Annotated in this window: 34 protein-coding genes; 33 read left to right on the top strand and 1 reads right to left on the bottom strand. The window is 60.2% G+C overall.

Annotation, left to right across the window (positions count from 1 at the left end):
- Window positions 1–74: 74 nt before the first annotated feature.
- From IU397_RS09280 to IU397_RS09175, 22 genes are all read left to right on the top strand, one after another.
- On the top strand, window positions 75–305 hold the full coding sequence (locus IU397_RS09280; RefSeq protein ID WP_204412643.1) for a hypothetical protein: 231 nt from the start codon (window positions 75–77) through the stop codon (window positions 303–305).
- Window positions 302–1,057: a hypothetical protein gene (locus IU397_RS09275; RefSeq protein WP_204412641.1), complete on the top strand. Its 756-nt coding sequence runs from the start codon at window positions 302–304 to the stop codon at window positions 1,055–1,057. The genes IU397_RS09280 and IU397_RS09275 overlap by 4 nt, the downstream gene beginning before the upstream one ends.
- Window positions 1,054–1,236, top strand: a complete 183-nt coding sequence (locus tag IU397_RS09270; RefSeq protein ID WP_204412639.1) for a hypothetical protein — start codon at window positions 1,054–1,056, stop codon at window positions 1,234–1,236. Before IU397_RS09275 ends, IU397_RS09270 begins: the two co-directional genes overlap by 4 nt.
- On the top strand, window positions 1,233–3,176 hold the full coding sequence (locus IU397_RS09265; RefSeq protein WP_204412637.1) for a biotin carboxylase N-terminal domain-containing protein: 1,944 nt from the start codon (window positions 1,233–1,235) through the stop codon (window positions 3,174–3,176). The genes IU397_RS09270 and IU397_RS09265 overlap by 4 nt, the downstream gene beginning before the upstream one ends.
- Window positions 3,173–3,841 (top strand): glutathione S-transferase family protein, encoded by a 669-nt coding sequence (locus tag IU397_RS09260; RefSeq protein ID WP_204412635.1) that lies wholly within the window; start codon window positions 3,173–3,175, stop codon window positions 3,839–3,841. Before IU397_RS09265 ends, IU397_RS09260 begins: the two co-directional genes overlap by 4 nt.
- The gene (locus IU397_RS09255) at window positions 3,841–4,698 is read left to right on the top strand and encodes a hydroxymethylglutaryl-CoA lyase (RefSeq protein ID WP_204412633.1); all 858 of its coding nucleotides are present in this window, start codon (window positions 3,841–3,843) and stop codon (window positions 4,696–4,698) included. The genes IU397_RS09260 and IU397_RS09255 overlap by 1 nt, the downstream gene beginning before the upstream one ends.
- A gap of 50 nt (window positions 4,699–4,748) precedes the next feature.
- Window positions 4,749–5,531, top strand: a complete 783-nt coding sequence (locus IU397_RS09250) for a crotonase/enoyl-CoA hydratase family protein (protein ID WP_204412631.1) — start codon at window positions 4,749–4,751, stop codon at window positions 5,529–5,531.
- A gap of 389 nt (window positions 5,532–5,920) precedes the next feature.
- The gene (locus IU397_RS09245; protein WP_204412629.1) at window positions 5,921–6,286 is read left to right on the top strand and encodes an NADH-quinone oxidoreductase subunit A; all 366 of its coding nucleotides are present in this window, start codon (window positions 5,921–5,923) and stop codon (window positions 6,284–6,286) included.
- On the top strand, window positions 6,277–6,801 hold the full coding sequence (locus IU397_RS09240; RefSeq protein WP_204412627.1) for an NADH-quinone oxidoreductase subunit B family protein: 525 nt from the start codon (window positions 6,277–6,279) through the stop codon (window positions 6,799–6,801). Before IU397_RS09245 ends, IU397_RS09240 begins: the two co-directional genes overlap by 10 nt.
- On the top strand, window positions 6,798–7,022 hold the full coding sequence (locus tag IU397_RS09235) for a DUF2158 domain-containing protein (RefSeq protein ID WP_204412625.1): 225 nt from the start codon (window positions 6,798–6,800) through the stop codon (window positions 7,020–7,022). The genes IU397_RS09240 and IU397_RS09235 overlap by 4 nt, the downstream gene beginning before the upstream one ends.
- A 3-nt stretch (window positions 7,023–7,025) precedes the next feature.
- Window positions 7,026–7,634 (top strand): NADH-quinone oxidoreductase subunit C, encoded by a 609-nt coding sequence (locus IU397_RS09230; RefSeq protein WP_204412623.1) that lies wholly within the window; start codon window positions 7,026–7,028, stop codon window positions 7,632–7,634.
- A gap of 227 nt (window positions 7,635–7,861) precedes the next feature.
- A complete protein-coding gene (locus IU397_RS09225; RefSeq protein ID WP_204412621.1) occupies window positions 7,862–8,875 on the top strand; it encodes a sulfotransferase in 1,014 nt (337 codons plus the stop codon).
- Between the two features lie 6 nt (window positions 8,876–8,881).
- On the top strand, window positions 8,882–10,093 hold the full coding sequence (locus IU397_RS09220; protein WP_204412790.1) for an NADH-quinone oxidoreductase subunit D: 1,212 nt from the start codon (window positions 8,882–8,884) through the stop codon (window positions 10,091–10,093).
- 11 nt (window positions 10,094–10,104) lie between these two features.
- Complete coding sequence (locus IU397_RS09215; RefSeq protein ID WP_204412619.1) at window positions 10,105–10,329, top strand: hypothetical protein; 225 nt, start codon at window positions 10,105–10,107, stop codon at window positions 10,327–10,329.
- 180 nt (window positions 10,330–10,509) lie between these two features.
- Window positions 10,510–10,665: a hypothetical protein gene (locus tag IU397_RS09210; protein ID WP_204412617.1), complete on the top strand. Its 156-nt coding sequence runs from the start codon at window positions 10,510–10,512 to the stop codon at window positions 10,663–10,665.
- Window positions 10,662–10,928: a hypothetical protein gene (locus IU397_RS09205; RefSeq protein WP_204412616.1), complete on the top strand. Its 267-nt coding sequence runs from the start codon at window positions 10,662–10,664 to the stop codon at window positions 10,926–10,928. Before IU397_RS09210 ends, IU397_RS09205 begins: the two co-directional genes overlap by 4 nt.
- On the top strand, window positions 10,919–11,203 hold the full coding sequence (locus IU397_RS09200; RefSeq protein ID WP_204412614.1) for a hypothetical protein: 285 nt from the start codon (window positions 10,919–10,921) through the stop codon (window positions 11,201–11,203). Before IU397_RS09205 ends, IU397_RS09200 begins: the two co-directional genes overlap by 10 nt.
- Before the next feature lie 13 nt (window positions 11,204–11,216).
- On the top strand, window positions 11,217–12,347 hold the full coding sequence (locus IU397_RS09195) for an NADH-quinone oxidoreductase subunit E (RefSeq protein WP_204412612.1): 1,131 nt from the start codon (window positions 11,217–11,219) through the stop codon (window positions 12,345–12,347).
- Between the two features lie 45 nt (window positions 12,348–12,392).
- Entirely contained in the window at window positions 12,393–13,196 is an 804-nt protein-coding gene (locus IU397_RS09190) for a hypothetical protein (RefSeq protein ID WP_204412610.1), read from the top strand.
- Between the two features lie 6 nt (window positions 13,197–13,202).
- Entirely contained in the window at window positions 13,203–13,424 is a 222-nt protein-coding gene (locus IU397_RS09185; RefSeq protein WP_204412608.1) for a DUF5337 domain-containing protein, read from the top strand.
- 19 nt (window positions 13,425–13,443) lie between these two features.
- Complete coding sequence (gene nuoF / locus IU397_RS09180; protein WP_204412606.1) at window positions 13,444–14,736, top strand: NADH-quinone oxidoreductase subunit NuoF; 1,293 nt, start codon at window positions 13,444–13,446, stop codon at window positions 14,734–14,736.
- Between the two features lie 3 nt (window positions 14,737–14,739).
- On the top strand, window positions 14,740–15,048 hold the full coding sequence (locus IU397_RS09175; protein ID WP_204412595.1) for a hypothetical protein: 309 nt from the start codon (window positions 14,740–14,742) through the stop codon (window positions 15,046–15,048).
- An 11-nt stretch (window positions 15,049–15,059) separates the two neighbouring features.
- Here IU397_RS09175 and IU397_RS09170 read toward each other — a convergent pair whose 3' ends face one another.
- On the bottom strand, window positions 15,060–15,449 hold the full coding sequence (locus IU397_RS09170; RefSeq protein ID WP_204412594.1) for a nuclear transport factor 2 family protein: 390 nt from the start codon (window positions 15,447–15,449) through the stop codon (window positions 15,060–15,062).
- A 122-nt stretch (window positions 15,450–15,571) separates the two neighbouring features.
- Here IU397_RS09170 and IU397_RS09165 point away from each other — a divergent pair, with 122 nt between their 5' ends.
- From IU397_RS09165 to nuoK, 11 genes are all read left to right on the top strand, one after another.
- Window positions 15,572–15,802 (top strand): hypothetical protein, encoded by a 231-nt coding sequence (locus tag IU397_RS09165; RefSeq protein WP_204412593.1) that lies wholly within the window; start codon window positions 15,572–15,574, stop codon window positions 15,800–15,802.
- A 9-nt stretch (window positions 15,803–15,811) separates the two neighbouring features.
- Window positions 15,812–16,123 (top strand): hypothetical protein, encoded by a 312-nt coding sequence (locus IU397_RS09160; RefSeq protein ID WP_204412592.1) that lies wholly within the window; start codon window positions 15,812–15,814, stop codon window positions 16,121–16,123.
- The gene (locus IU397_RS09155; protein WP_204412591.1) at window positions 16,105–16,524 is read left to right on the top strand and encodes a DUF5333 family protein; all 420 of its coding nucleotides are present in this window, start codon (window positions 16,105–16,107) and stop codon (window positions 16,522–16,524) included. Before IU397_RS09160 ends, IU397_RS09155 begins: the two co-directional genes overlap by 19 nt.
- Window positions 16,525–16,683: 159 nt before the next feature.
- On the top strand, window positions 16,684–17,091 hold the full coding sequence (locus IU397_RS09150; RefSeq protein ID WP_239479693.1) for a DUF5333 domain-containing protein: 408 nt from the start codon (window positions 16,684–16,686) through the stop codon (window positions 17,089–17,091).
- Between the two features lie 288 nt (window positions 17,092–17,379).
- Window positions 17,380–19,398: an NADH-quinone oxidoreductase subunit NuoG gene (gene nuoG, locus IU397_RS09145; protein ID WP_204412589.1), complete on the top strand. Its 2,019-nt coding sequence runs from the start codon at window positions 17,380–17,382 to the stop codon at window positions 19,396–19,398.
- Between the two features lie 204 nt (window positions 19,399–19,602).
- Entirely contained in the window at window positions 19,603–20,640 is a 1,038-nt protein-coding gene (gene nuoH / locus IU397_RS09140; protein WP_204412587.1) for an NADH-quinone oxidoreductase subunit NuoH, read from the top strand.
- 3 nt (window positions 20,641–20,643) lie between these two features.
- Window positions 20,644–21,138, top strand: coding sequence for an NADH-quinone oxidoreductase subunit NuoI (gene nuoI, locus IU397_RS09135; protein ID WP_204412585.1), 495 nt, complete (start codon window positions 20,644–20,646; stop codon window positions 21,136–21,138).
- A complete protein-coding gene (locus IU397_RS09130) occupies window positions 21,135–21,527 on the top strand; it encodes a carboxymuconolactone decarboxylase family protein (RefSeq protein ID WP_204412583.1) in 393 nt (130 codons plus the stop codon). Before nuoI ends, IU397_RS09130 begins: the two co-directional genes overlap by 4 nt.
- Window positions 21,524–21,943, top strand: coding sequence for a carboxymuconolactone decarboxylase family protein (locus tag IU397_RS09125; protein ID WP_204412581.1), 420 nt, complete (start codon window positions 21,524–21,526; stop codon window positions 21,941–21,943). The genes IU397_RS09130 and IU397_RS09125 overlap by 4 nt, the downstream gene beginning before the upstream one ends.
- Window positions 21,940–22,554 carry an NADH-quinone oxidoreductase subunit J gene (locus tag IU397_RS09120; protein ID WP_204412580.1) on the top strand — a complete coding sequence of 205 codons (615 nt, stop codon included), beginning with the start codon at window positions 21,940–21,942 and terminating at the stop codon, window positions 22,552–22,554. The genes IU397_RS09125 and IU397_RS09120 overlap by 4 nt, the downstream gene beginning before the upstream one ends.
- Before the next feature lie 100 nt (window positions 22,555–22,654).
- A complete protein-coding gene (nuoK, locus tag IU397_RS09115) occupies window positions 22,655–22,960 on the top strand; it encodes an NADH-quinone oxidoreductase subunit NuoK (protein WP_204412579.1) in 306 nt (101 codons plus the stop codon).
- The last annotated feature ends 6 nt before the right edge of the window (window positions 22,961–22,966 follow it).

Here is a 22,966-nt window from a genome sequence, read left to right as displayed (position 1 = left end):
ATGCGCGTGCGCCTGAAGAGCCCGGCACATGGGTCATGGCGGTCGTTGAAGGCTGTGCGAGGCGTGGCGCATTCATGACTGCGGTGGTCAAGATGCTGCGCGCGGATATTGCGACGCTTGGGGCGGATGTCCTTGCGACTGCTGTCAATCGGTTTCTGCCGGGCGGTGACTGTGGAACGGGGAAGCGATGCCATGGCGTGGCTTACCCTGCGATCCCGACCCGGGCCGTTCACCGACGCGGCAGGGGTCTGGGCCGGACGGCGCGAGATTTGCCGAACTGGCTGAACCGGGTGGATCTGTCGTGAGGGGGGCCGAGAAGAACAGCCTGTTCTGGGTTGGCCTGATCCTGTTTTCAGCGCCCTACGGGATTGTGGCGGCCTTGATGTTTGGCTTCATCGCCCAAGGCTATGTCACGGTTCTGGGGGCAGGCGTGTTCTGGCTGCTGTGTTTCGGGGCGATCTTCACACTGGTGACGGGATCCCTGGCAAAGTACCCGGTGCTGGTGGTGTCTTTGCTGGTGTGGTTCGGTCTCATCGTCGGGCTGGCAGTGCCGTTCGTTCCGAATTGGCCGGTTCTGGCATTGGTGGGCATTGCCATGGGGACCATCGGCTTGACCGTTTTGGCGGCCCGCATCGGGTTGGTATGGGGCTGGGGGCGCGCGGTCGCCCTGGCCAGCCGGGGTCGCGGGACCATCGGTTGGGAATGGGTGTACGTTGGCCCTGAATTTGCCCGATCCCATCCCGCCGCCGCGCGGTTTGGCGCAGTTTGGCTGGTCATTGCCTGGGTGGCGCTGTTGGCCGCCGGATATACCCTGGCGGCTGTCGCCGATGATTTCTGGCGCTTTGGCTGGACCTGGTGGATTGCGGCGATGTTTGCCGAACTGACCTTTGTGGCGCTGCTTTTGCGGTGGCCGGTCGCCTATGGCATGACCCTGATCCTGTTGGGGGTCAGCCTCCCGTTCTCGTTCCCGCTTTTGATCTATTGGGCGGATGGGGTGCGGCCCAATCTGGTGTATCGCTGGCGGTTCGAGCGCTTGCGACAGGAGGTCGGACCATGAGCAGGTTTGACCCGACTGCATGGCCTGCAAAGCGTGTTTTGGGGCTTGATGTCGAACGGGCGGCGGTGTCGGTGACCCGGATTGACCGCGATTTTGATGCAGATTTGGAAGAGGGTTGCCTGCCTTTGTCGCGCTGGCATCCTGAACGGAACGACAAAGAGGCGGAGGCCTGTTCGTGAGCTCATTTGATACCCTGCTCATTGCCAACCGGGGGGAGATTGCCTGCCGGATCATGCGCACGGCCCAGGCCATGGGGCTGCGCTGCGTGGCTGTCTATTCCGAGGCTGATGCGGGTGCGATGCATGTCGCGATGGCGGATCAGGCCGTGTGTATCGGAGGGCCAGCCCCGGCGGACAGCTATCTGCGGGGCGATGCGATCATCGCGGCGGCGCAGGCCACGGGGGCGCAGGCGGTGCATCCCGGATATGGTTTTTTGTCAGAGAACCCGGATTTCGTAGAGGCCTGCGACGCGGCGGGTTTGATCTTTGTCGGGCCGTCTGCGGCGGCGATCCGGGCGATGGGTCTGAAAGATGCCGCCAAGGCGCGGATGGTGGCGGCGGGCGTGCCGGTCGTGCCAGGCTATCACGGTGCCGATCAGGGTGATGACCTGTTGGCGGCAGAGGCGGCGGGCATCGGTTATCCCGTCATCATCAAGGCGGTGGCCGGTGGCGGTGGCAAGGGGATGCGGATCGTCGATGGGGCGGCGGGTTTTGCCGAAGCTCTGGCTTCGGCCCGGGCGGAGGCGCTGGCGGCGTTTGGCAATGCCGATGTGCTGGTGGAGAAATACATCCAGCAGCCCCGCCATATCGAGATGCAGGTCTTTGGCGATGCCCATGGCAACGTGGTGCATCTTTATGAGCGGGATTGCTCGCTCCAGCGGCGGCATCAGAAGGTGATCGAGGAGGCACCTGCACCGGGCATGACCGCAGAGGTGCGCGCGGCGATGGGGCAGGCGGCCGTGCGCGCGGCGGAGGCCATCGGCTATCAGGGGGCCGGGACGATCGAGTTCATCGTGGACGGCGCGGGGGGACTGCGCCCCGACGGGTTCTGGTTCATGGAGATGAATACCCGCCTGCAGGTCGAGCATCCGGTGACCGAAGCCATTACCGGGGTTGATCTGGTCGGATGGCAGTTGCGTGTGGCCGCAGGAGAGCCGTTGCCCTTGGCGCAAGACGACATCCCGTTGCGTGGCCATGCCTTTGAGGCGCGCCTTTATGCGGAGGATGTGCCAGCGGGGTTTCTGCCCGCGACGGGGCGGCTGGATCATTTGCAGTTTCCCGGTGGGGTGCGGGCCGATACCGGCGTGCGGTCGGGCGATGTGATCAGCCCGTGGTATGACCCGATGATCGCGAAGGTGATTGTCGAGGGGCCGGACCGGGCCGTGGCATTGCGGCGACTTTGCCAGGGGCTGGCCGGGACCCAAGTGGCAGGGTTGGTCACCAATCTGGGCTTTCTGGGGCGGTTGGCGCGCCAGGGTGGCTTTGCCGCAGGCGATGTCGATACCGGGTTGATCGGGCGGGAGATTACGGCGCTGTCGGTGGCAGTGGATCCGGCGCAGACCACCATCGCCGCCGCGGCACTGGCCCTGACCGGGTTGGACCGGGCTGCCGGTTGGGATCTGGGATTCACCCTGTGGGAGGCGCCTTGGCGGCGGGTCGATCTGGGGATCGAGGCGGAGGTTGCCGTGCGGATCCTTGCCCCCGATCACTTTGAGATCCGGGTGGGCGATGCGATGGTCGAGGCGCGGCGTGGTGTCGGGGGGTGGGCCCTGGACGGTGCCGCGATGCCCGCGGCCTGCGTGACCGACCGGCAGGTGACCGTGTTTGGGGCGGAAACCCATGTCTTTGCCATCCCCGACCCGTTGGCACCGGTGGAGGACAGCGCGATTGGCGCCGGTTTGACCGTTGCACCGATGCCCGGATTGGTGCGGGATGTGGCCGTGGCCGTGGGCGCCCATGTCGCTGCCGGGGACCGATTGGCGGTGCTGGAGGCGATGAAGATGGAACATGTCTTGCGCGCCGCCCGCGATGGCACCGTGTCAGAGATACTGGTGGGTGCCGGAGATCAGGTTGAGGCCGGAACGCCGCTGGTGCGATTGGCCGAGGAGGACGCCGCATGAGCGAAATCGTGTTGCACCACGTGCCGGCCTCGCGCTCGTTCCGGGTGCTCTGGATGTTGACCGAGTTGGGGTTGGAAGCCGAGATCGTGGTCTACAGCATCCGCGACGGATCTTTGCAAAAACCTGACGTGCTGGCCAAGACGCCCGCGGGCCGTGTGCCTGCATTGGAGATCGATGACCTGACCTTGTTCGAGAGTGGGGCGATCATCCAGTATCTGGCGGAGACGCGGGAGGCGGCCGGATTTCACCGCGCGCCCGGTCATGCGGAGCGGGGGCGGTATCTGGAGGTCATCCATTTTGCGGAGACGATGGGTTCACTGATCGAACAGTTGAACCTGAACCATGTCTTTCTGCGCGACCCGGCGCAGGCCTCCCCCGTGGTGATCAAGCTGAACACGCGCCGGTTGGAGGCCACCTTGCGGGCGCTTGACGGTCTGTTGGGCGATCAGGATTATCTGCTGCCCAGTGGATTTTCGGCTGCGGATGTCATGCTGGGCTTTAATCTGATGGCTGCCCCGTATTTCGTGCGGCTGGACGGGCTGCCGCGTGTCACCGCGTATCGGGACCGGATTGCGGAACGAGCGGCCTATCAGGCGGCACAGGCGCGGGACGGGGTGCAGGATTTCTACGCTCAGGATTTCTACCCGATCCCCGGGGCGTCGTGATGGCCGAACGGGTCGAGATCTTTGAGGTCGGGCCGCGCGATGGTCTGCAAAATGAAGCCGGCTTTATTCCGACGGCGGATAAGATCGCCTTGGTCGAGCTTTTGGCGGAAGCCGGGTTCGCCCGGATTGAAGCCGCGAGTTTCGTCAGCCCCAAATGGGTGCCGCAGATGGCCGATGGGGCTGCGGTCATGGCGGGCGTGACCCGCCGCGCAGGGCTGGGCCTGTGGGTTTTGACGCCGAATATGCGCGGCTATCGCAGCGCACGGGCGGCGCGGGCCGATGGCGTGGCGGTGTTCGGCGCGGCCTCCGAAGGGTTCAGCAAGGCGAACCTGAACTGTTCGATCGAGGAAAGTTTCGCGCGATTTGCGCCTTTGGTGGAGGCCGCTGTGGCAGATGATGTGCCGGTGCGTGGCTATGTCAGTTGTGTCACCGATTGCCCCTATGACGGACCCGTTGAGCCGCGAGCGGTGGCGCGGGTGGCCGAGCGGTTGTTCGCGATGGGCTGCGCCGAGATCTCCCTGGGTGATACGATTGGTAAGGGTGTGCCGGAGCGGGTAGATGCCATGTTGGCGGCTGTTCTTGACGTGGTGCCGGTGGCGGCGCTGGCCGGTCATTTCCATGACACGGATGGGCGGGCCCTGGAGAATATCGAGATCTCCCTGGCCCGTGGTTTGCGTGTCTTTGATGCGGCGGTCGGCGGACTTGGCGGCTGCCCCTACGCGCCGGGGGCGGCGGGCAATGTGGCTACGGAAGTTGTTCTGGACCGGATGGTCGCGTTGGGATTTGAGACCGGGTTGGACCGGGCGGCAGTGTTGCGCGCCGCCGAGATGGCCCGCGGGCTGCGGGCGGTGGCGTGAGGATATCGTGCCTTCGGCGAGAGTATTTCTGACAATAAGAAAGTGGGTTCATGGCGCTTGTTGAGGTTTCGGTCGATGGTCGTGGGGTGGCGTTGGTTGTTCTGTCGCGGGCAGAAAAGCACAATGCCATGTCGGCCGAGATGATTGCCGAATTGCACCAGCTCGCGGATCGGCTGGCGGCAGACAGTGCCGTGCGGGTTGTGGTGTTGACCGGGGCCGGGCGCAGTTTTTGCGCTGGTGGTGATCTGGGCTGGATGCAGGCGCAGATGGCGGCGGATGCCGCGACCCGGGCGGAGGGGGCGAGGGCTTTGGCGGCCATGTTGGGGGAGTGGAATGAGTTGCCCAAGCCTGTTGTGGGCCGGGTGCAGGGCAATGCATTTGGCGGTGGCATCGGCTTGATGGCAGTCTGCGATGTGGTTGTGGCCGTGGAGGGCGCGAAATTTGCGCTGACCGAGACGCGGCTGGGTTTGATCCCCGCCACGATCGGGCCCTATGTGCTGGCCCGGATGGGGGAGGGGCGCGCGCGGCGCGTTTTCATGTCGGGCCGGGTGTTCGGGGCGCTGGAGGCGCAGCGGTTGGATTTGGTGGCGCAGGTTGTGGCGACGGACGGTTTGGATGCGGCGGTCGAGGCGGAGGTTGTGCCCTATCTGGCCTGCGCGCCGGGGGCAGTGGCGGCGGCCAAGGCCCTGGCCCGGCGACTTGGCCCGGTCATCGATGCAGACGCGATTGACGAAAGCATTGACGCGCTGGTGGCGTGCTGGGAAGGAGATGAAGCGCCCGAAGGCGTGGGCGCGTTCTTTGACAAACGCAAAGCGTGCTGGGTCAGGACCTAGGCGATGACCTGGCGGCGCTATGATGTTTCGGAGCGAGTTCAGGAGTGGATCGCATAGAGCTTTGTCTGGGCCATTGACGAAAAGATCCTGCGCCCTGATCCGCACACCGCTGGCCCTGATCTATGTTCTGTCGCCTGAAATGATGCATGAACGTCTGTCTTCGCGGCACCCTGATATGCCAGCCGCGCCCATGCGCTGAACTTGTTCCTTGCTGTGCTCTCCGTATGGTCAGGCGGTCGGCGCGTCAGGTTGCCAAGGCCCGGGATCTGGTTGCGGAGTTACGCATACGATTATCCGGATGAAACCTGCGACAAATGGTGGACCGGGGCGCGTTGACGGGGCTGGCGGTGGGGGCTAGACCCGAGAGCAGCCAATGAAAGGAGCCGGACGTGGACACGCTGCTTCAAGATTATCTGCCCATCCTCGTATTTTTAGGGCTCGCCATCGGGTTGGGCTTGGTCTTGATCCTCGCTGCTGCTGTCGTCGCCGTGCGCAACCCCGACCCAGAAAAGGTCAGCGCCTATGAATGCGGGTTTAACGCGTTTGACGATGCACGGATGAAGTTCGATGTGCGGTTCTACCTGGTGTCGATCCTGTTCATCATTTTCGATTTGGAAGTGGCGTTCCTGTTCCCCTGGGCGGTCGTTTTTGGGGACATGTCGATGGCGGCGTTCTGGTCAATGATGGTTTTCCTGGCCATTTTGACCATTGGTTTCGCCTATGAATGGAAAAAGGGAGCACTGGAATGGGAGTAGCCGCGACCGCTGGCGGTGACCGCGAGGTCGCCACCCGACAGCTGAACAGCGAGTTGCAGGACAAGGGGTTCCTGGTCACCTCGACCGAGGACATCATCAACTGGGCGCGCACGGGCAGCCTGCATTGGATGACTTTTGGTCTGGCCTGTTGTGCCGTCGAGATGATGCACACCTCGATGCCGCGCTATGATCTGGAACGGTTTGGGACGGCGCCGCGCGCCTCGCCCCGCCAGTCGGATCTGATGATTGTTGCTGGAACGCTAACAAACAAAATGGCCCCCGCGCTCAGAAAGGTCTATGACCAGATGCCCGAGCCGCGCTATGTCATATCCATGGGGTCCTGCGCCAATGGCGGGGGATATTATCATTACAGCTACTCGGTGGTGCGAGGCTGTGACCGGATTGTACCGGTGGATGTGTATGTGCCCGGCTGCCCGCCGACGGCTGAGGCGCTGCTTTACGGGATTTTGCAACTGCAACGCAAGATCCGCAGAACGGGGACGATTGTGCGATGAATGCTGACAAAGTGGCTTTGGGTGATCTGGTATCGTTGCGAAGCGGGGGGCCGTCCATGACGGTCGTCGCCTCTGACGGAGCGAGCCGGAAATGCTGCTGGTTTTCTTCGGAAGGCCGGTTCCACACCTACGATTTTCCGGCAGCGGCACTGAAAGGCGCCAAGGATGCGCGGCTGGTCGTGAATGTGGTCGAAAACTTTGATGAAAGTGCTGGAACCTAAACCTTGACGGACGCATTGAACGAACTTGGCACGCATATAGAGGGCAAGCGCCCCGATTGCGTCATTTCATGGGCCGTGGAGAATGGCGAATTGACGGTGGATGTGGCCCCGTCCTCCTTGCCCGGTCTATGTGAGTTCCTGAAGACGGATACGGCCTGCCGCTTTTCCACATTGGTGGATATCACGGCGGTCGATTATCCCCAGCGGGACAAACGGTTCGATGTCGTTTACCATTTCCTGTCGATGTATCAGAACCATCGCATCCGGCTGCGGGCGGCCGTGCGCGAAGAGGATATGGTTCCCTCGATCATCGAGGTTCATCCCTCGGCCAATTGGTTCGAACGCGAAGTCTTTGACATGTTCGGGTTACTGTTCAAGGGGCACCCGGATTTGCGGCGGATCCTCACGGATTACGGGTTTCGCGGCTATCCGTTGCGCAAGGATTTCCCCACCACCGGCTATACCGAAGTGCGGTATGACGAGGTCGAAAAGCGGGTGGTTTATGAACCGGTCAGCCTGGTTCAGGAATATCGCCAGTTTGACTTCATGAGCCCATGGGAAGGTGCGGAATATATCTTGCCCGGTGATGATAAGGCCGAGGCAAAAGGCTGATGGCCGTCCTATGGTGGCTTGTCATATCGGCGATCACTGTTTTCCCTTTATGGGTCCTGTTGCCGCGATACCGCCTTCCTGCTCCAGCGTCGCTTATCGCGGTCATTCCATTTGGCGTGATCTTGCTGCTATACGTGATGGCGTTTAGGGATGAGTTGAAGATCCCTGGTATCGACACCTGATCAGTTTCAGTCAACCGGTGGGTGAGCAGGCGAAAAGGAGACGCCATGACCCCGAAGGAGCTTGACCAGGGTTTGTTTCAGTCAAACGAGTTGATGGCTGACGTTCCAGCCGATCCCGTAGCGCGTCAACATCTGCAGGATGTTGATTGCTTGTTGATTGGCATCGGCGGCCAACGCTGCGGGACAACCTGGCTTCAACAGCAGCTTCTGAACACGGGCAAGGTGCATTTTGCTGTCAAAGAGCATCATTACTGGAACAGTGTCCGGTCCCCCTATGTTGCCCTCTATGGGTTGCCCCTGGGACCGGCGACCAGGATCCTGCGGCGGCGTCACATACGATTGCAGCAGCTGTCGCGGCATTTCGGTCGTGCGATCCACCTGATGATGACCCGCTGGAGCGCCCTGCTATCTGGGCCGCTTGATCACAGCTACTACGCGAAATCCCTTGTGATCGGGCGGAAGGGCCAACCGGTTGTTGCGGACATTACGCCTGCCTATACGCGCGTGTCCGGCCGGACATTTGCAGAAATGGCAGCGCTCCATCCCAATACACGGTTTCTGTTCATCATGCGGGATCCTGTTGAGCGGCTCGTCTCTGGGGTCAAGCAACGCTCGCACCATTCTGTCGGCGAACGGTTGGGGGGTGCAGCCGCCGCTGAGCAGTTGCTGGCGCAAGCGATCGATGAGCCGGAGGTCAGCGCAGATATCCTGCGCAGCCGATATGACCGGACAATTCGCGCACTCGAACGCGCTGTTCCCGCCGATCAAATCCTCTATTTATTCTATGAGAACCTGTTCAACGAAGAAAGCATGGCCAAGATCGCGGCGCATATTGGTATTGATCGCATCGAGGCGGCGTTCGGGACCCGGAAACATGTCAGCGGTATCGCAGAAACGGTGGGGACAGAGGCGATGATGCGTGCCGCCTATGCCGCATTGACACCGACCTACGAATACATGTTTGAACGGTTCCAAGAACATGTGCCCGAGGCGTGGCGAACCTCTTTCGATACTGGACAAAAGCTTTTGAGACAAAGCGACCCGAACTTGGTGGAGTAGACCATGATGGACGGCAGCAAATTCGACGACGCCCTGACGGGTGAACAGAAGATCCGAAATTTCAACATCAACTTTGGTCCGCAACACCCTGCGGCACATGGTGTTTTGCGGCTTGTGCTTGAGTTGGACGGGGAGATCGTGGAGCGCTGCGACCCCCATATTGGCTTGCTGCACCGCGGCACGGAAAAGCTGATGGAGAGCCGGACCTACCTGCAGAACCTGCCCTATCTGGACCGGCTGGATTACGTGGCGCCGATGAATCAGGAACATGCCTGGTGCTTGGCCATCGAAAGGCTGACCGGGACAGAGGTGCCGCGCCGCGCCTCATTGATCCGGGTTTTGTATTCCGAAATCGGGCGGATCTTGAGCCATATCCTAAATGTTACCACGCAAGCGATGGATGTGGGCGCGCTGACCCCACCGCTGTGGGGTTTTGAAGAGCGTGAAAAGCTGATGGTGTTTTATGAGCGAGCCTGCGGCGCGCGTCTGCATGCGGCCTATTTCCGGCCCGGCGGCGTTCATCAGGATCTGCCTGCCGACTTGATCGAGGATATTGACCATTGGGCCGACGAGTTTCCGTCGGTGCTGGATGATATCGACGGCTTGTTAACCGAAAACCGGATTTTCAAGCAGCGCAACGCCGATATCGGGATCATCACGGAGCAGGACATTCAGGATTGGGGGTTCAGCGGCGTCATGGTCCGCGGATCCGGATTGGCCTGGGATCTGCGTCGGGCGCAACCCTATGAATGTTATGACGAGTTCGATTTCCAGATCCCCGTGGGCAAAAACGGCGATTGCTATGACCGGTACCTGTGCCGGATGGCCGAGATGCGCGAAAGCCTGAAGATCATCCGCCAGGCTTGTGAAAAGCTGCGCAACGAACCCGGCGATGTGATGGCGCGGGGCAAAATGACACCGCCGACACGGGGGGAGATGAAAACCTCAATGGAGGCGTTGATCCACCACTTCAAGCTTTACACCGAAGGTTTCCATGTGCCAGCGGGCGAGATCTACGCCGCGGTGGAAGCCCCGAAAGGTGAGTTTGGCGTGTATCTGGTCGCTGATGGCACGAACAAACCCTATCGCGCCAAGCTGCGTGCGCCGGGTTATCTGCACCTGCAGGCGATGGATTTCATCGCCAAGGGCCATCAGTTGGCCGATGTCAGTGCCATCATCGGCACCATGGACGTGGTGTTCGGCGAGATCGACCGCTGAACTGCCGCTGTATGGCTGTGTTGAAATATCTGCTTTTTGCACTGTTATGGCTGGCCGTTTCATCGGTTTCGGTCACGACGGGGCGTTTCATCCGAAACCCGATGATTGCCTACCCGGTCGCAGCGATTTTAAGCGTGCTGGTCTTTGGGGTCGTTGTGCTGCTGCTTGCCCTTGTTGAGGCATTCGGTATTTTGGGGACGATACGCGACCTGCCGCGCCCCGATATTGCGGGATAGTCCGTGATTTTTCCGCCGAAATCAGGATTGGGTGCTATCACGGTCGGTCCTTGGCCCGACTTGCGGGGCTGGATCATTATCGGAGCGGTGGCTGTTGGGGCTGGTCAGGTGGCCTCGCATCCTAATCATGACCCAAGGATGGAATTGTTTGTCGCCGTGATCATAAAGGCGGGATGCAAAATGACCGACATTGTTGCCGATCAGGAACTGCCGAAATACGGATTTACCAAGACCGAGACCCGCGATCTGGTAACGGACCTTTTGATGGCGGGACAGGCGATGATCGACCCTGCCCAGAACCAATTGATTTTGATGACGAAGGAGTGTTCCCGATGATCCGACCCCTTACCGTGATGGCTGTCATGGCAGCGACACCGTTGGTCGCCGAGGATGTAACTGAGGATGAGAAGACCCGGCTGCGTACCGCGATGGCAACGGTCGGGTGTACGGTCAATACCGAGGAGTTACGGGTGCGTGTCATGGAAGAGGTCGGCGTTGATGAGCGGCGCATGGGGATCGTTGCAGGAACGATGGCCATGGCCGATGAATTCGTTGACGTCCCCGGTGGCATCAAGCTGGTGACCGGGCCATGCAGTTGATCCGCCTGCTTGCGCTGACATTTGTTCTGGCCGCCGTCTCGGGGGCTGCGATGGCTCGCGAAACGGTGGCAAGCCTGCTGAACCGCGGCGGAGAGGTCGTGTCGGTCTTTGACCAAGGAGGATATCCGACGGTGATCATCGTCGCACCCCAGTCCGATCAGGCAAAGACGCTTTACATCTGTCGCACAAACTATGAGGAATTTTTTGAGTTTGCCGATTTCCGAAACGGGTCTGACCTGGCTGAAATCGGATCTGTCTGCGCGAACGTAAACTGAGAAGAGGCCGCCCATGCTCCGCCGATTGCATCAAGAACAGCCCGAAGGTTTTGCCTTTACCCCCGAAAACAAGGCTTGGGCCGAGGCGCAGATGACCAAATATCCCGAAGGTCGTCAGGCAAGTGCGATCATTCCGTTGCTGTGGCGGGCGCAGGAGCAGGAAGGCTGGCTGAGCCGCCCGGCGATTGAGCACGTGGCGGAAATGCTGGACCTCGCCTATATCCGCGCGCTGGAGGTTGCCACATTCTACTTCATGTTTCAGCTGCAACCTGTTGGTTCTGTTGCGCATATTCAGGTATGCGGCACGACCTCCTGCATGATTTGCGGGGCGGAGGATCTGATTGCCGTCTGCAAGGACAAGATCGCGACGAAGGCTCACCAGATCAGTGAAGATGGCAAGCTGAGCTGGGAAGAGGTCGAGTGTCTGGGGGCTTGTGCGAATGCGCCCATGGCGCAGATCGGCAAGGATTATTACGAAGATCTGACGACAGCCCGGTTCGGGGAAATTATAGATGCCCTGCGCGCCGGTGAGGTGCCGACACCCGGGCCCCAGAATGGCCGTTATGCTGCTGAACCGTTCGGCGGCGTGACCAGCCTTGCTGATTATGTCGAAGGTCGGGCGGCGGGCAATGCCAGCGCTGCTTTGGCGGCTGATCTGGGGGACACGGTCAAGCGCATCGACGGTACGGAAACGCCGATCCTGGCGCCGTGGCGCCCTGCAACGATGGAGCCGGGGCCGTCCGCCTCCGACGTCGGCAAAGATGCGCCGGAGCCTGCCTCCAAGACCACTGACGCGGCCAAGGCCAATGCACCGAAGAAAAAAGAGGTAACGCCGAAGCCGCCCGAAGAAACGTTGGAGGCGGCCACAAGCGGCACGAAACCTGCTGCCTTGGATGGCCCGCGCGATGGATCCGCCGATGATTTGAAGAAAATTAAGGGCGTTGGGCCAAAGCTTGAAAAGCTTCTCAACACGTTGGGCTTCTTCCATTTTGATCAGATTGCAGCATGGTCTGAGGGAGAGGTCGCGTGGGTTGATGAGAACCTGGAAGGCTTTAGGGGGCGGGTGAGCCGGGACGACTGGGTGAGCCAAGCCACCATTTTGGCCACGGGGGAGGAGACAGAGTTCTCACAACGCGCTAAATAGGGCCTGAGAAATGGGCGATTTGTCGCAACTGGGAGTGAGAATCAGATGGACAGACATAGTGCACCGATAGGCGAAGGCGTGATTGCTGTTGCGGCCCTGTTTGGGATCGTGGGCGGCACGATGCTTTGGGTCATGTGGGATTACGAACTGGTAGGTGCAGTTTTCGGCGGTGGGTGTGTGGCGGCGGTTGCAGGTTTGGTTCTGTGGCTGGGATGGCGCAAGCCGCTGCCCGGTCCGACCGGTCCGCGTGATCTGTCCCCTGGCGCATCCGGCTCTGACGGCATAAACGTAGCGCGCGACACGGGCGGACCTGCATCATCTGCACCAAGCGCTGCCCCTGTCGCGGAGTCTGCACCGGACGCATCGGCGCCCGCCACCGCGCCAGCGACAACTGTGTCTGATCCGTCGGTCAAACCATCCTCAGCTTTGGCGGGGGAGGCAGAACTGGGTGAGCGTAAGGGCGAGTGGAAATACGAAGCCAATTCGACCCCAGCGTCCGATCCGGCCCCAGCCGAAGTGGCCCCCGCTAAAGAAGCGCCTGTATCGGATAGCGGCGATATCGGGACACGCCCCGAGGCGTTGGAGGCCCCGCGGGATGGCAATGCCGATGACCTCAAGCAAATCAAGGGTGTCGGGCCCAAACTGGAACAGCTGTGCAATTCCCTGGGTTTTTACCACTTTGACCAGATCGCGGGTTGGAACGACGCGGAAGTGGCCTGGGTTGACGAGAATCTGGAAGGGTTCAAAGGTCGCGTCTCTCGCGATGAATGGGTCGATCAAGCAAAGATACTGGCAGCAGGTGGGGAAACCGCGTTTTCATCCAAGGTTGAAAAAGGCGGGGTCTACTGACCTGCAATGCCCGTGACGCCCGAACGCGATCAAGCCCTGGCGCGCCAGGGCAGGTTGGTGGCCATCGTGATTGCGGTGGCCTTCCTTCTGTGGTTGGCAGGGAACTGGTTGGGCGGACAACTGGGATTACCGGCAAAATACGCCTTCCTGTTCGACTTTGCCGCATTGGGTGCCTTCGTCTGGGCGTTTATTGTGGCTCTGAGAATTTGGCGGGAACGCCGCGACTGAGATAAGGACACCCACGGCCATGCTGCAGGACAAAGACCGGATCTTTACCAACATTTACGGCATGCATGACCGCACGCTGGATGGCGCCAAAAAGCGGGGCCATTGGGATGGTACAGCCGGTTTGATCGCCAAAGGCCGCGATTGGATCGTGGACGAGATGAAGGCAAGCGGTCTGCGCGGGCGCGGCGGCGCGGGGTTTCCGACCGGTTTGAAATGGTCTTTCATGCCCAAGGAGAGCGACGGGCGCCCGGCCTATCTGGTCGTTAATGCCGACGAATCGGAGCCCGGCACCTGCAAGGACCGGGAGATCATGCGCCATGATCCGCATACGCTGATCGAAGGTTGCCTGATCGCCAGCTTCGCCATGAATGCCCATACTTGCTATATTTACATCCGCGGCGAATATATCCGCGAGCGGGAGGCGCTTCAGGCCGCGATTGATGAAGCCTATGATGCTGGCCTTTTAGGGGCCAATGCCGCCGGGTCGGGGTGGGATTTTGATTTGTACCTGCATCACGGGGCGGGCGCTTACATTTGTGGCGAAGAAACTGCGCTGCTGGAATCGCTCGAAGGCAAAAAGGGCATGCCCCGGATGAAGCCACCATTTCCGGCGGGTGCTGGCCTTTACGGTTGCCCGACCACGGTAAACAACGTTGAGTCCATTGCCGTCGTCCCGACCATCCTGCGACGTGGCGGTGAATGGTTTGCTGGCTTCGGTCGCCCAAACAATGCGGGCACCAAGCTGTTTGCGATCTCAGGCCACGTGAACCACCCCTGCGTCGTCGAGGAAGAGATGTCGATCCCGTTCGATGAATTGATTGATCGTCATTGTGGTGGCGTCCGCGGCGGTTGGGATAAATTGAAAGCCGTCATCCCGGGTGGATCTTCTGTGCCATGCCTGCCGGCAACGGTCATGCGCGACGGGGCGATCATGGATTTCGACTGGTTGCGGGAGCAGCAATCCGGTCTGGGAACCGCCGCCGTGATCGTGATGGACAAGGATACCGATATCATCAAGGCGATCTGGCGGCTGTCCAAGTTCTACAAGCATGAAAGCTGTGGCCAGTGCACGCCCTGCCGCGAAGGGACCGGCTGGATGATGCGCGTGATGGACCGTCTGGTCACGGGCGAGGCCGATCCTGCCGAGATCGATATGTTGCTTGACGTCACCAAACAGGTCGAAGGGCACACGATCTGCGCCCTGGGTGATGCCGCCGCCTGGCCGATCCAAGGCTTGATCCGGCATTTCCGGGATGAGATCGAGGACCGCATCAAGCATAAACGCAAAGCCACCCCCATGGCCGCAGAGTAACCAATGCCCTGGCAGGACACGCTTATTTTTGGTGGGTATCTGCTGTGCAGTATTTTCGCGCCGCTCGCCCTGTTGATTGCTGCGCGTCGCACGGGCCATGGGAAGGTTTGGACCATCGGGCTTGGTAGCCTGGTGGCCGCCAATTGCCTCCTTCTGATTGCCTTTCTGGCCCATGCCGTTGGCCATCCGGTTCAGACGGCCTGGATCACGTCAGTTTTTGGCGTGGTCTTGTTCTCTGGTCCGCCAATTCTGACGGTGACCGGGCTTTTTCTTGCGTTAAAGCGGTGGCCACGGCAGCAAATGCAGACCTAGCTACGGCAAAGCTATACGGGCGTATCGGCGACAGTTTCGACCCACTGGGATCGGTTGGCCGGGGCATCATACGGGTCTGGCCAATATTCCACCTGGTGAGCGATCTTGCCGTCCACAACCCTGTGCCACGTCAACGCCTTTGCCGTCTGGACCCCATCGGTAATGTCCACTTCGGTCATCACGACCTGACCGTCGGCTGCGATCCGTTTGACGTCAAACTGCCAGATACCATGAGCAGGGTAATTGGCATTCAGCGCGGCAAAGTTCTCCCGCCCGCGGATCAGCTCAGCAGATTGCGGCCAATGGCACCAGAAACCGGGGGCCAAATACTGGCTTGCCGCAGTGAAATCGTTGGTCGCCATTGTTTGCCAATAGGCAAGAACGGTCTTTTTCGGGGTCATCGAACGGCCCTTTGGGTTGTTTGGCACAATAGTCTATATCGATATCGCCATCTGGTCCTGCTCTTGCCAGGCTTGGGGCCGCCGCCTATCACCCCCGAAAAGCGGGGGATGAAGGGTAGGCCATGGTTAAGAACATCTGGGACGGGCTGCTTTCGTTCCTCTGCGCTGCCGTGACGGTCATGTTATGCGGTGTCCCGATCTGGTGCAGTCATCTGGCAATTACATATGGCATCGTGCCCGCCTGGATTTACGGCGTGTTGGGGGTGTTCGGCTTTCTGGCCATTCTTCTGACCTTTGATTTTCTGCGCAAGGCGATTAAGGGCATTGCCCCCTTGAACGAACGACGACGGTAGGGGGACGATATGGAGAACTACGATACGCTGGTCGGCCAGGCGATCATTCTTTACGGAATCGGGGTGGTGACGTCGATAATCCTGTGTGGCGCAGTCGCCGCTTTGTTCTGGCGCACGGGTCATGGGATCTGGTGGTGTGTCGGTGCTGTGTTGCCGGTCCTTTTGGTCATGGGCCAACCGCTATTTACGGCCCTGATGGCACCGAGTATCCCCTTGGAACGTATCAATCTGGTGATGGCGCTGCCAATGACCCTCTACAGTCTCATAGTCGCTGGTCTGTTGCTGATCCTCGTGATCAAGCCGTGGCCAAACGCATCATGAGGGCCTTGAAAGGGGCGATATTGGGCATGTTGACCTTGGCCGGTGACGTTCAGGCCCAAGAACCGCGCCCGGCCCCGGGCTATTTTGTGGATATCGTCATGGCCACCACCACGGCCCAACAACTGGCCCTCTCCTGTCCCAGCCTGTCTTTTGATATCGTGGCTGCGTCCCGGGCGACCGAACCTGTTGTGGCCCGGCTCGCGGAAGACGGCTTCGACCCCGATCAGCTGGACACGCAGATCACCGGTTTTTCGGAGTTGATTGCAGATAAACAAGCGGCCTTCGTCGCCAAGCACGGATTGGCGGAGAACCCCGGTGCTGACGCCGTCTGCGCCGCCGGAGCAGCAGAAATCGCAGCAAGCTCCGATGTGGGCGCATATCTTTTGTCTGTCACGCCGTAATGCGTTTCCGGAACGGGTCGCTTGCGGTGGATCTGTGCCCAGATAACCTCACGAAATCTCGCGAAAGGTGCCCTGATATTGAATATCAGGGCACCTTTCCCAATGTCATGCACCATCAAGACCGTCCAAAGGCGGCGACTTTATTGGAGCATGTGGCAGATGAAATACCTGTTTTCCGTTGTTTTCGTAATCATCGCATTCACGCTGGCCTTTTCGGCTGCGGCGAAGCCCGCTTTGCGGGACAACAAGGTCGTGACCGATGGGCTGGTTTCCGTCGGTATAGCCATCGAGATCGGGGAGAAATGCAATTCGATCTCTGCTCGGACCCTGCGGGGGATCTCGTATCTCAACAGCCTGAAAGGCACTGCGCGCAAACAGGGCTATACCGATGCTGAGATCGATGCCTTTGTCGACAACAAGGCAGAAAAAAAACGACTGGAACAACAGGCGCGTGCTTACCTGAAATCCAAAGGAGCTAGTGGCGGGGTGGGCCAGGCCTATTGCAAGGTGGGCGCGGCCGAGATTGCAGCGGGCACGGCGGCCGGACGTTTGCTGCGTCAGCGTTAAACTCTGTCAAAAAGCGGTCCGGTGGCTACGAGCCCGCCAAGGTCGCGACATCGGCATCGCGCGTGCGGGTGAGCCGCTGGTAAGGGGGCGGATTCGTCGCGCACGCGCCACCCCCAAACAGGCAATGCCTGCGCGGGAGCAACATCCCGGTGCATTTCGTCGCAGTTTCCCGGCGATGCCGTGTCGTGACCGTGCAGACAGTTGCGCCGGCGGGCTGCATATTTTAGCAACGGGTCGACGCGCGGTGCGGGCCCATCCCGAAGACCGCTGATCGGGAGGCTCGTATCCATGACTGACCTGCGCAAAATCGTCATCGATGGACAGGAGGTCGAGGTCGACCCGGCCATGACCCTGATCCAGGCCTGCGAAGAAGCTGGCATCGAAATCCCTCGGTTCTGCTACCACGAACGCCTGAGTATCGCTGGCAACTGCCGCATGTGCCTTGTCGAGGTTGTGGGTGGTCCGCCCAAACCTGCCGCATCTTGCGCAATGCAGGTCCGTGACCTGCGCGGGGGCCGCAATGGTGAATTGCCAGAGGTCAAGACGAACTCCCCCATGGTCAAGAAAGCCCGTGAAGGGGTGATGGAGTTTCTGCTGATCAACCATCCGCTTGATTGCCCGATCTGCGACCAAGGCGGCGAATGCGACCTGCAAGACCAGGCGATGGCCTATGGTGTCGATTTTTCCCGCTACCGGGAGGCCAAACGCGCGACTGAGGATTTGGATCTGGGCCCATTGGTCGAAACCCACATGACCCGCTGCATCAGTTGCACCCGCTGCGTGCGGTTCACAACTGAGGTCGCGGGCATCGCCCAGATGGGTCAGACGGGCCGGGGCGAGGATGCCGAGATCACGAGCTATCTGGGTGAAACGCTCGACAGCAATCTGCAAGGCAACATCATTGATCTGTGTCCGGTCGGTGCCTTGGTCAGCAAGCCTTATGCCTTCACCGCACGACCTTGGGAACTGACCAAAACGGAATCGATCGACGTCATGGATGCCCTCGGCTCGAACATCCGCGTGGACACCAAGGGGCGTGAGGTCATGCGCTTTCTGCCTCGCAACCATGATGGCGTGAACGAGGAATGGATTAGCGACAAAACCCGTTTCGTTTGGGATGGTCTGCGTCGCCAGCGCCTGGACAAACCCTATATCCGCGAAAACGGCAAATTGCGTCCGGCCTCCTGGCCTGAGGCTCTATCGGCCGCAGCGGCCGCCATGATCGGCAGAAAAGTTGCTGGGCTGGTGGGCGATCTGGCCCCGGTCGAGGCTGCCTTTGCATTGAAGCAATTGGTGGGCGGGCAGGGCGGTGCCGTCGAGTGTCGGACCGATGGCGCAATGCTGCCTTCGGGGAACCGCTCCGGCTATGTCGGTACAGCAACGATCGAGGATATTGATGCGGCCGAGATGATCCTGATGATCGGGACCAATCCCCGGCTCGAAGCGCCGGTGCTGAATGCTCGGATCCGCAAGGCCTGGGCGCGGGGCGCACGCGTTGCTAGGATCGGCGAGTCCGTCGATCTGACCTATGATGTGATCAATCTGGGGGCCGATCGCGCCGCCCTGACCAAGCTCGCCAAGATGGACCATTCGGACAAGCACGGCGTGCCGGGTGTCATGATCGTGGGGCAGGGGGCTTTGCTGGGTGCAGATGGCGCGGCGGTCTTGGCCACCGTCATGAAGATGGCAGTGGCTGCACAATCCAAGCTCATGATCCTTCACACGGCGGCCAGTCGCGTGGGCGCCATGGATATCGGCTGCACCACTGATGGCGGCATCACGGCCGCTCTGGACGGGGCAGAGACAATCTATGCCTTGGGTGCCGATGAGATGGACATACCCGCAGGCCCGACCGTGATCTATCAAGGCAGCCACGGCGACCGCGGGGCCCACCGGGCCGATATCATCCTGCCCGCCGCCGCCTATACCGAAGAACAGGGCCTGTTCGTCAACACGGAAGGGCGGCCACAACTGGCGCTCCGCTCTGGTTTTCCGCCGGGTGAGGCCAAGGAAAACTGGGCTATCCTGCGTGCCTTGTCAGCCGAGTTGGGGACAACCTTGCCATTCGACAGCCTGGCGCAACTGCGTGACCAGATGGTCAAGATCACCCCGCATCTGCGCAAGATCGACGAGGTTCCGGTCAATGAACTGATCCTTCCCGATGGCGGAACGTTGGGCGATGGCCCCTTCGTATCGCCGATCACCGATTTCTACCTGACCAACCCCATCGCGCGGGCCAGCCAGTTGATGGCGGAGCTTTCGTCCAATGCCAAAGCCCGCGCTACAGCTCCGTTGGCGGCGGAATAGGTGGTCTTTGGTGCGCGATCCAGGCCAGACCATCGGGCAAAGGTTTCCGACCGCGCCCATGCGGCGTCATGAAGGCTGGTCATTGTCTGCGAGATACGATTTACACCGCTACGACAGCGATATCTGCCTGACCCAGGTCAGCTTCAGCGCTGGGGGTAGCCTGTGGGATGGCACAGGATACGATGCAGAACTGAGGAGCCTGATATGGCAGCGTTTCTGAATACCGGTCTGGGCATCTTCATCATCGTGGCGCTTCAATGTATGTTGGTCATTGGCTTTGTTATGGTCAGCCTGCTGTTTCTCGTCTACGGCGACCGAAAGATCTGGGCGGCGGTTCAGATGCGCCGGGGGCCAAACGTGGTCGGTGCCTTTGGTCTGCTGCAGACCGTGGCCGACGCGCTGAAATACATCGTGAAAGAGATCGTGGTGCCCGCAGGTGCCGACAAGACGGTCTTCATGCTGGCCCCCCTGACTAGTTTCGTGCTGGCCATCATCGCCTGGGCGGTGATCCCCTTCAACGATACCTGGGTTTTGGCTGACCTGAATGTGGCGATCCTCTATGTCTTTGCCATTTCCTCGCTTGAGGTCTATGGCGTGATCATGGGGGGGTGGGCGTCGAACTCCAAATATCCCTTCTTGGGGTCCCTCCGATCCGCGGCTCAGATGATCAGTTACGAAGTATCGATTGGCTTGATCATCATCGGTGTCATCATTTCGACCGGTAGCTTGAACTTCGGCGATATCGTGCGCGCGCAAGATGGCAATTTGGGACTTCTGAACTGGTACTGGCTGCCGCATCTGCCGATGGTGTTTCTGTTCTTTATCAGCGCCTTGGCGGAAACCAACCGCCCGCCTTTCGATTTGCCCGAAGCGGAATCGGAATTGGTGGCGGGTTATCAGGTCGAATATTCATCCACGCCATTCCTGCTATTCATGGCCGGCGAATATATTGCCATCTTCCTGATGTGCGCGCTGATCACCCTTTTGTTCTTTGGTGGCTGGCTTTCCCCATTTCCATTCCTGCCGGACGGCGCGCTGTGGATGGTCGCCAAAATGGCAGTCTTCTTCTTCATGTTCGCCATGGTAAAGGCTATCGTCCCACGGTTCCGCTATGATCAGTTGATGCGCCTGGGCTGGAAAGTGTTCCTGCCGATGTCGCTGGCTTGGGTCGTGATCGTGGCATTCCTGGCGAAATTCGAAGTGCTGGGCGCTTTCTGGGCCCGCTACACTTTAGGAGCGTAATCAATGACACAGATCGATTGGCAACGCGCTGGCAAGTACTTCTTGCTGATGGACTTTTTCAAAGGGTTCAAGCTGGGCTTTCGCTACTTCTTTGCGCCCAAGGCCACGCTGAACTACCCCCATGAAAAGGGCCCCTTGAGCCCGCGTTTTCGGGGAGAGCATGCCCTGCGCCGTTATCCCAACGGGGAAGAACGCTGCATTGCGTGCAAGCTGTGCGAGGCCGTGTGCCCCGCCCAGGCCATCACCATCGATGCCGAACCACGCGACGATGGCAGCCGGCGGACCACCCGCTATGACATTGACATGACCAAATGCATCTATTGCGGGTTCTGCCAGGAGGCATGCCCGGTGGATGCCATCGTTGAAGGCCCGAATTTCGAGTTCAGCACCGAAACGCGCGAAGAATTGTATTACGACAAGGAAAAGCTATTGGAAAACGGCGAACGCTGGGAAGCGGAAATCGCCCGCAATCTGGAGCTTGATGCGCCGTACCGATGACGTCCACGGAAGACACATATGCCAAGGGCAAGGCTTTGTCCGAGACCGTGAACCCGGGCATGGAAGAGGCGCTTGCGGCGCGCTACGATGCGCTTGTCCCGGGCATGGCGCGCACTGTCGTTGATGTGGCTTATGGGCAATTCTACGCCCGCCCGGTGGTTGATGAAAAAACCCGGTTGCTGGCCACCATCGCGGCCTTGACGGCCCTGGGTGGGCAAACCAAACCGCAGCTCAAAGTTAATATTGCGAGCGCCCGCAGGGTTGGCGCCAGCCGCGAAGAGGTTTCGGAAATCATTTTTCAGATGGCGCTTTATGGTGGCTTTCCCTCAATGATCAACGGCTTGAACGCTGCGATTGAGGTGTTCGAGGCGGAGGAGGACGCCGCATGAGCGACGACCTGAGCAAGTTCTATGCCCAGATGATGGCGCAGGGGCAGGAAATGGCGAAGGCGCTGAACCCGGCCTTTGACCCAGGCAAGATCCCGGCCATGCCGAACATGGCCGACTGGATGCCGACGATGCCCGCTGAGCTGATGGAGGCGTTTCTGGGTAAGGGCCTCAGCCCAGACGGGCTGGACGCAAAGACCCGCCTGCTGGTCACGTTGGCTGCCCTGACGGTTCTGGGCGCCCAGGCCGAGGATCAGGTGCGCCTGACGGTGCGCCATGCCATGGTTGCCGGGGCAAGCCCGCAAGAAGTGGCGCAGGTCATTGCCCAGATGGCGCCTTTTGGCGGCGTGCCCGCCATGACAAAAGCCATGGAACTGGCCCAGACCGAGATCGAAAAGCAAGGGGAGGGCAGCGCATGAGTGCCGCCGATATCACATTCTACTGCTTTGCCGTCGTCGTGGTGACGGCGGGCTTGTTCGTGGTGGTCTCCCGCAACCCGGTCCATTCAGTATTGTGGCTGATCCTCGCGTTTTTCACCTCGGCGGGTATGTTCGTTCTGCTTGGCGCGGAATTCGTGGCGATGCTGCTGGTCATCGTTTATGTGGGCGCGGTCGCGGTGCTGTTCCTGTTCGTGGTCATGATGCTGGACGTGGATTTCGCCGAATTGAAGGCCGAGATGGCCCAATATGTGCCCGTTGCAAGCGTCATCGGGTTGGTCTTGCTGATGCAGTTGGGCATGGTCTTTGGCACTTGGACCTTCGCGGACGACGCCATGGCCATGCGCGGTGCCGTTGCCCCGCCACCGGGTGAGGTTCACAACACCGCTGCGTTGGGCCTGCTGGTCTATGACAAATATTTCCCGCTTTTTCAGATCGCGGGCTTGATCCTGCTTGTGGCCATGGTTGGCGCCATCGTGCTGACGCTGCGCCATCGCACGGATATCAAACGCCAAGACATCCTTGCCCAAATCTACCGCGATCCGGCGAAGGCCATGGAGCTGAAAGACGTCAAACCGGGGCAGGGCCTCTGATGTCTGCGACGCTCGGCTATATCTTGGCCCATCTTGTGATTGGGGCGGTCATCTATGCCTTTTGGCGGTGGGATAAGTCAAAGAACCGGAAGGGTTCCGAATGATCGGACTTGAGCATTATTTGACCGTTGCGGCGGCGTTGTTTGTGATCGGAATCTTCGGGATCTTTCTGAACCGCAAGAACGTGATCGTCATACTGATGTCGATCGAATTGATGCTGCTGGCCGTCAACATAAACCTGGTGGCGTTTTCGGCGTTTCTGGGCGATCTGGTGGGGCAGGTGTTCACGCTGTTTGTTCTGACCGTCGCGGCGGCCGAGGCGGCGATTGGTCTGGCCATCCTGGTCTGTTTCTTCCGGGCGCGGGGCACGATCGCGGTCGAAGACGTGAGCAATATGAAGGGCTAAGGGCCA

It is taken from the genome of Actibacterium sp. 188UL27-1, from assembly GCF_016901225.1.
In the GTDB taxonomy this organism is placed as follows: Bacteria; Pseudomonadota; Alphaproteobacteria; order Rhodobacterales; family Rhodobacteraceae; genus 188UL27-1.
This window is presented reverse-complemented; position numbering and strand designations above follow the sequence as displayed.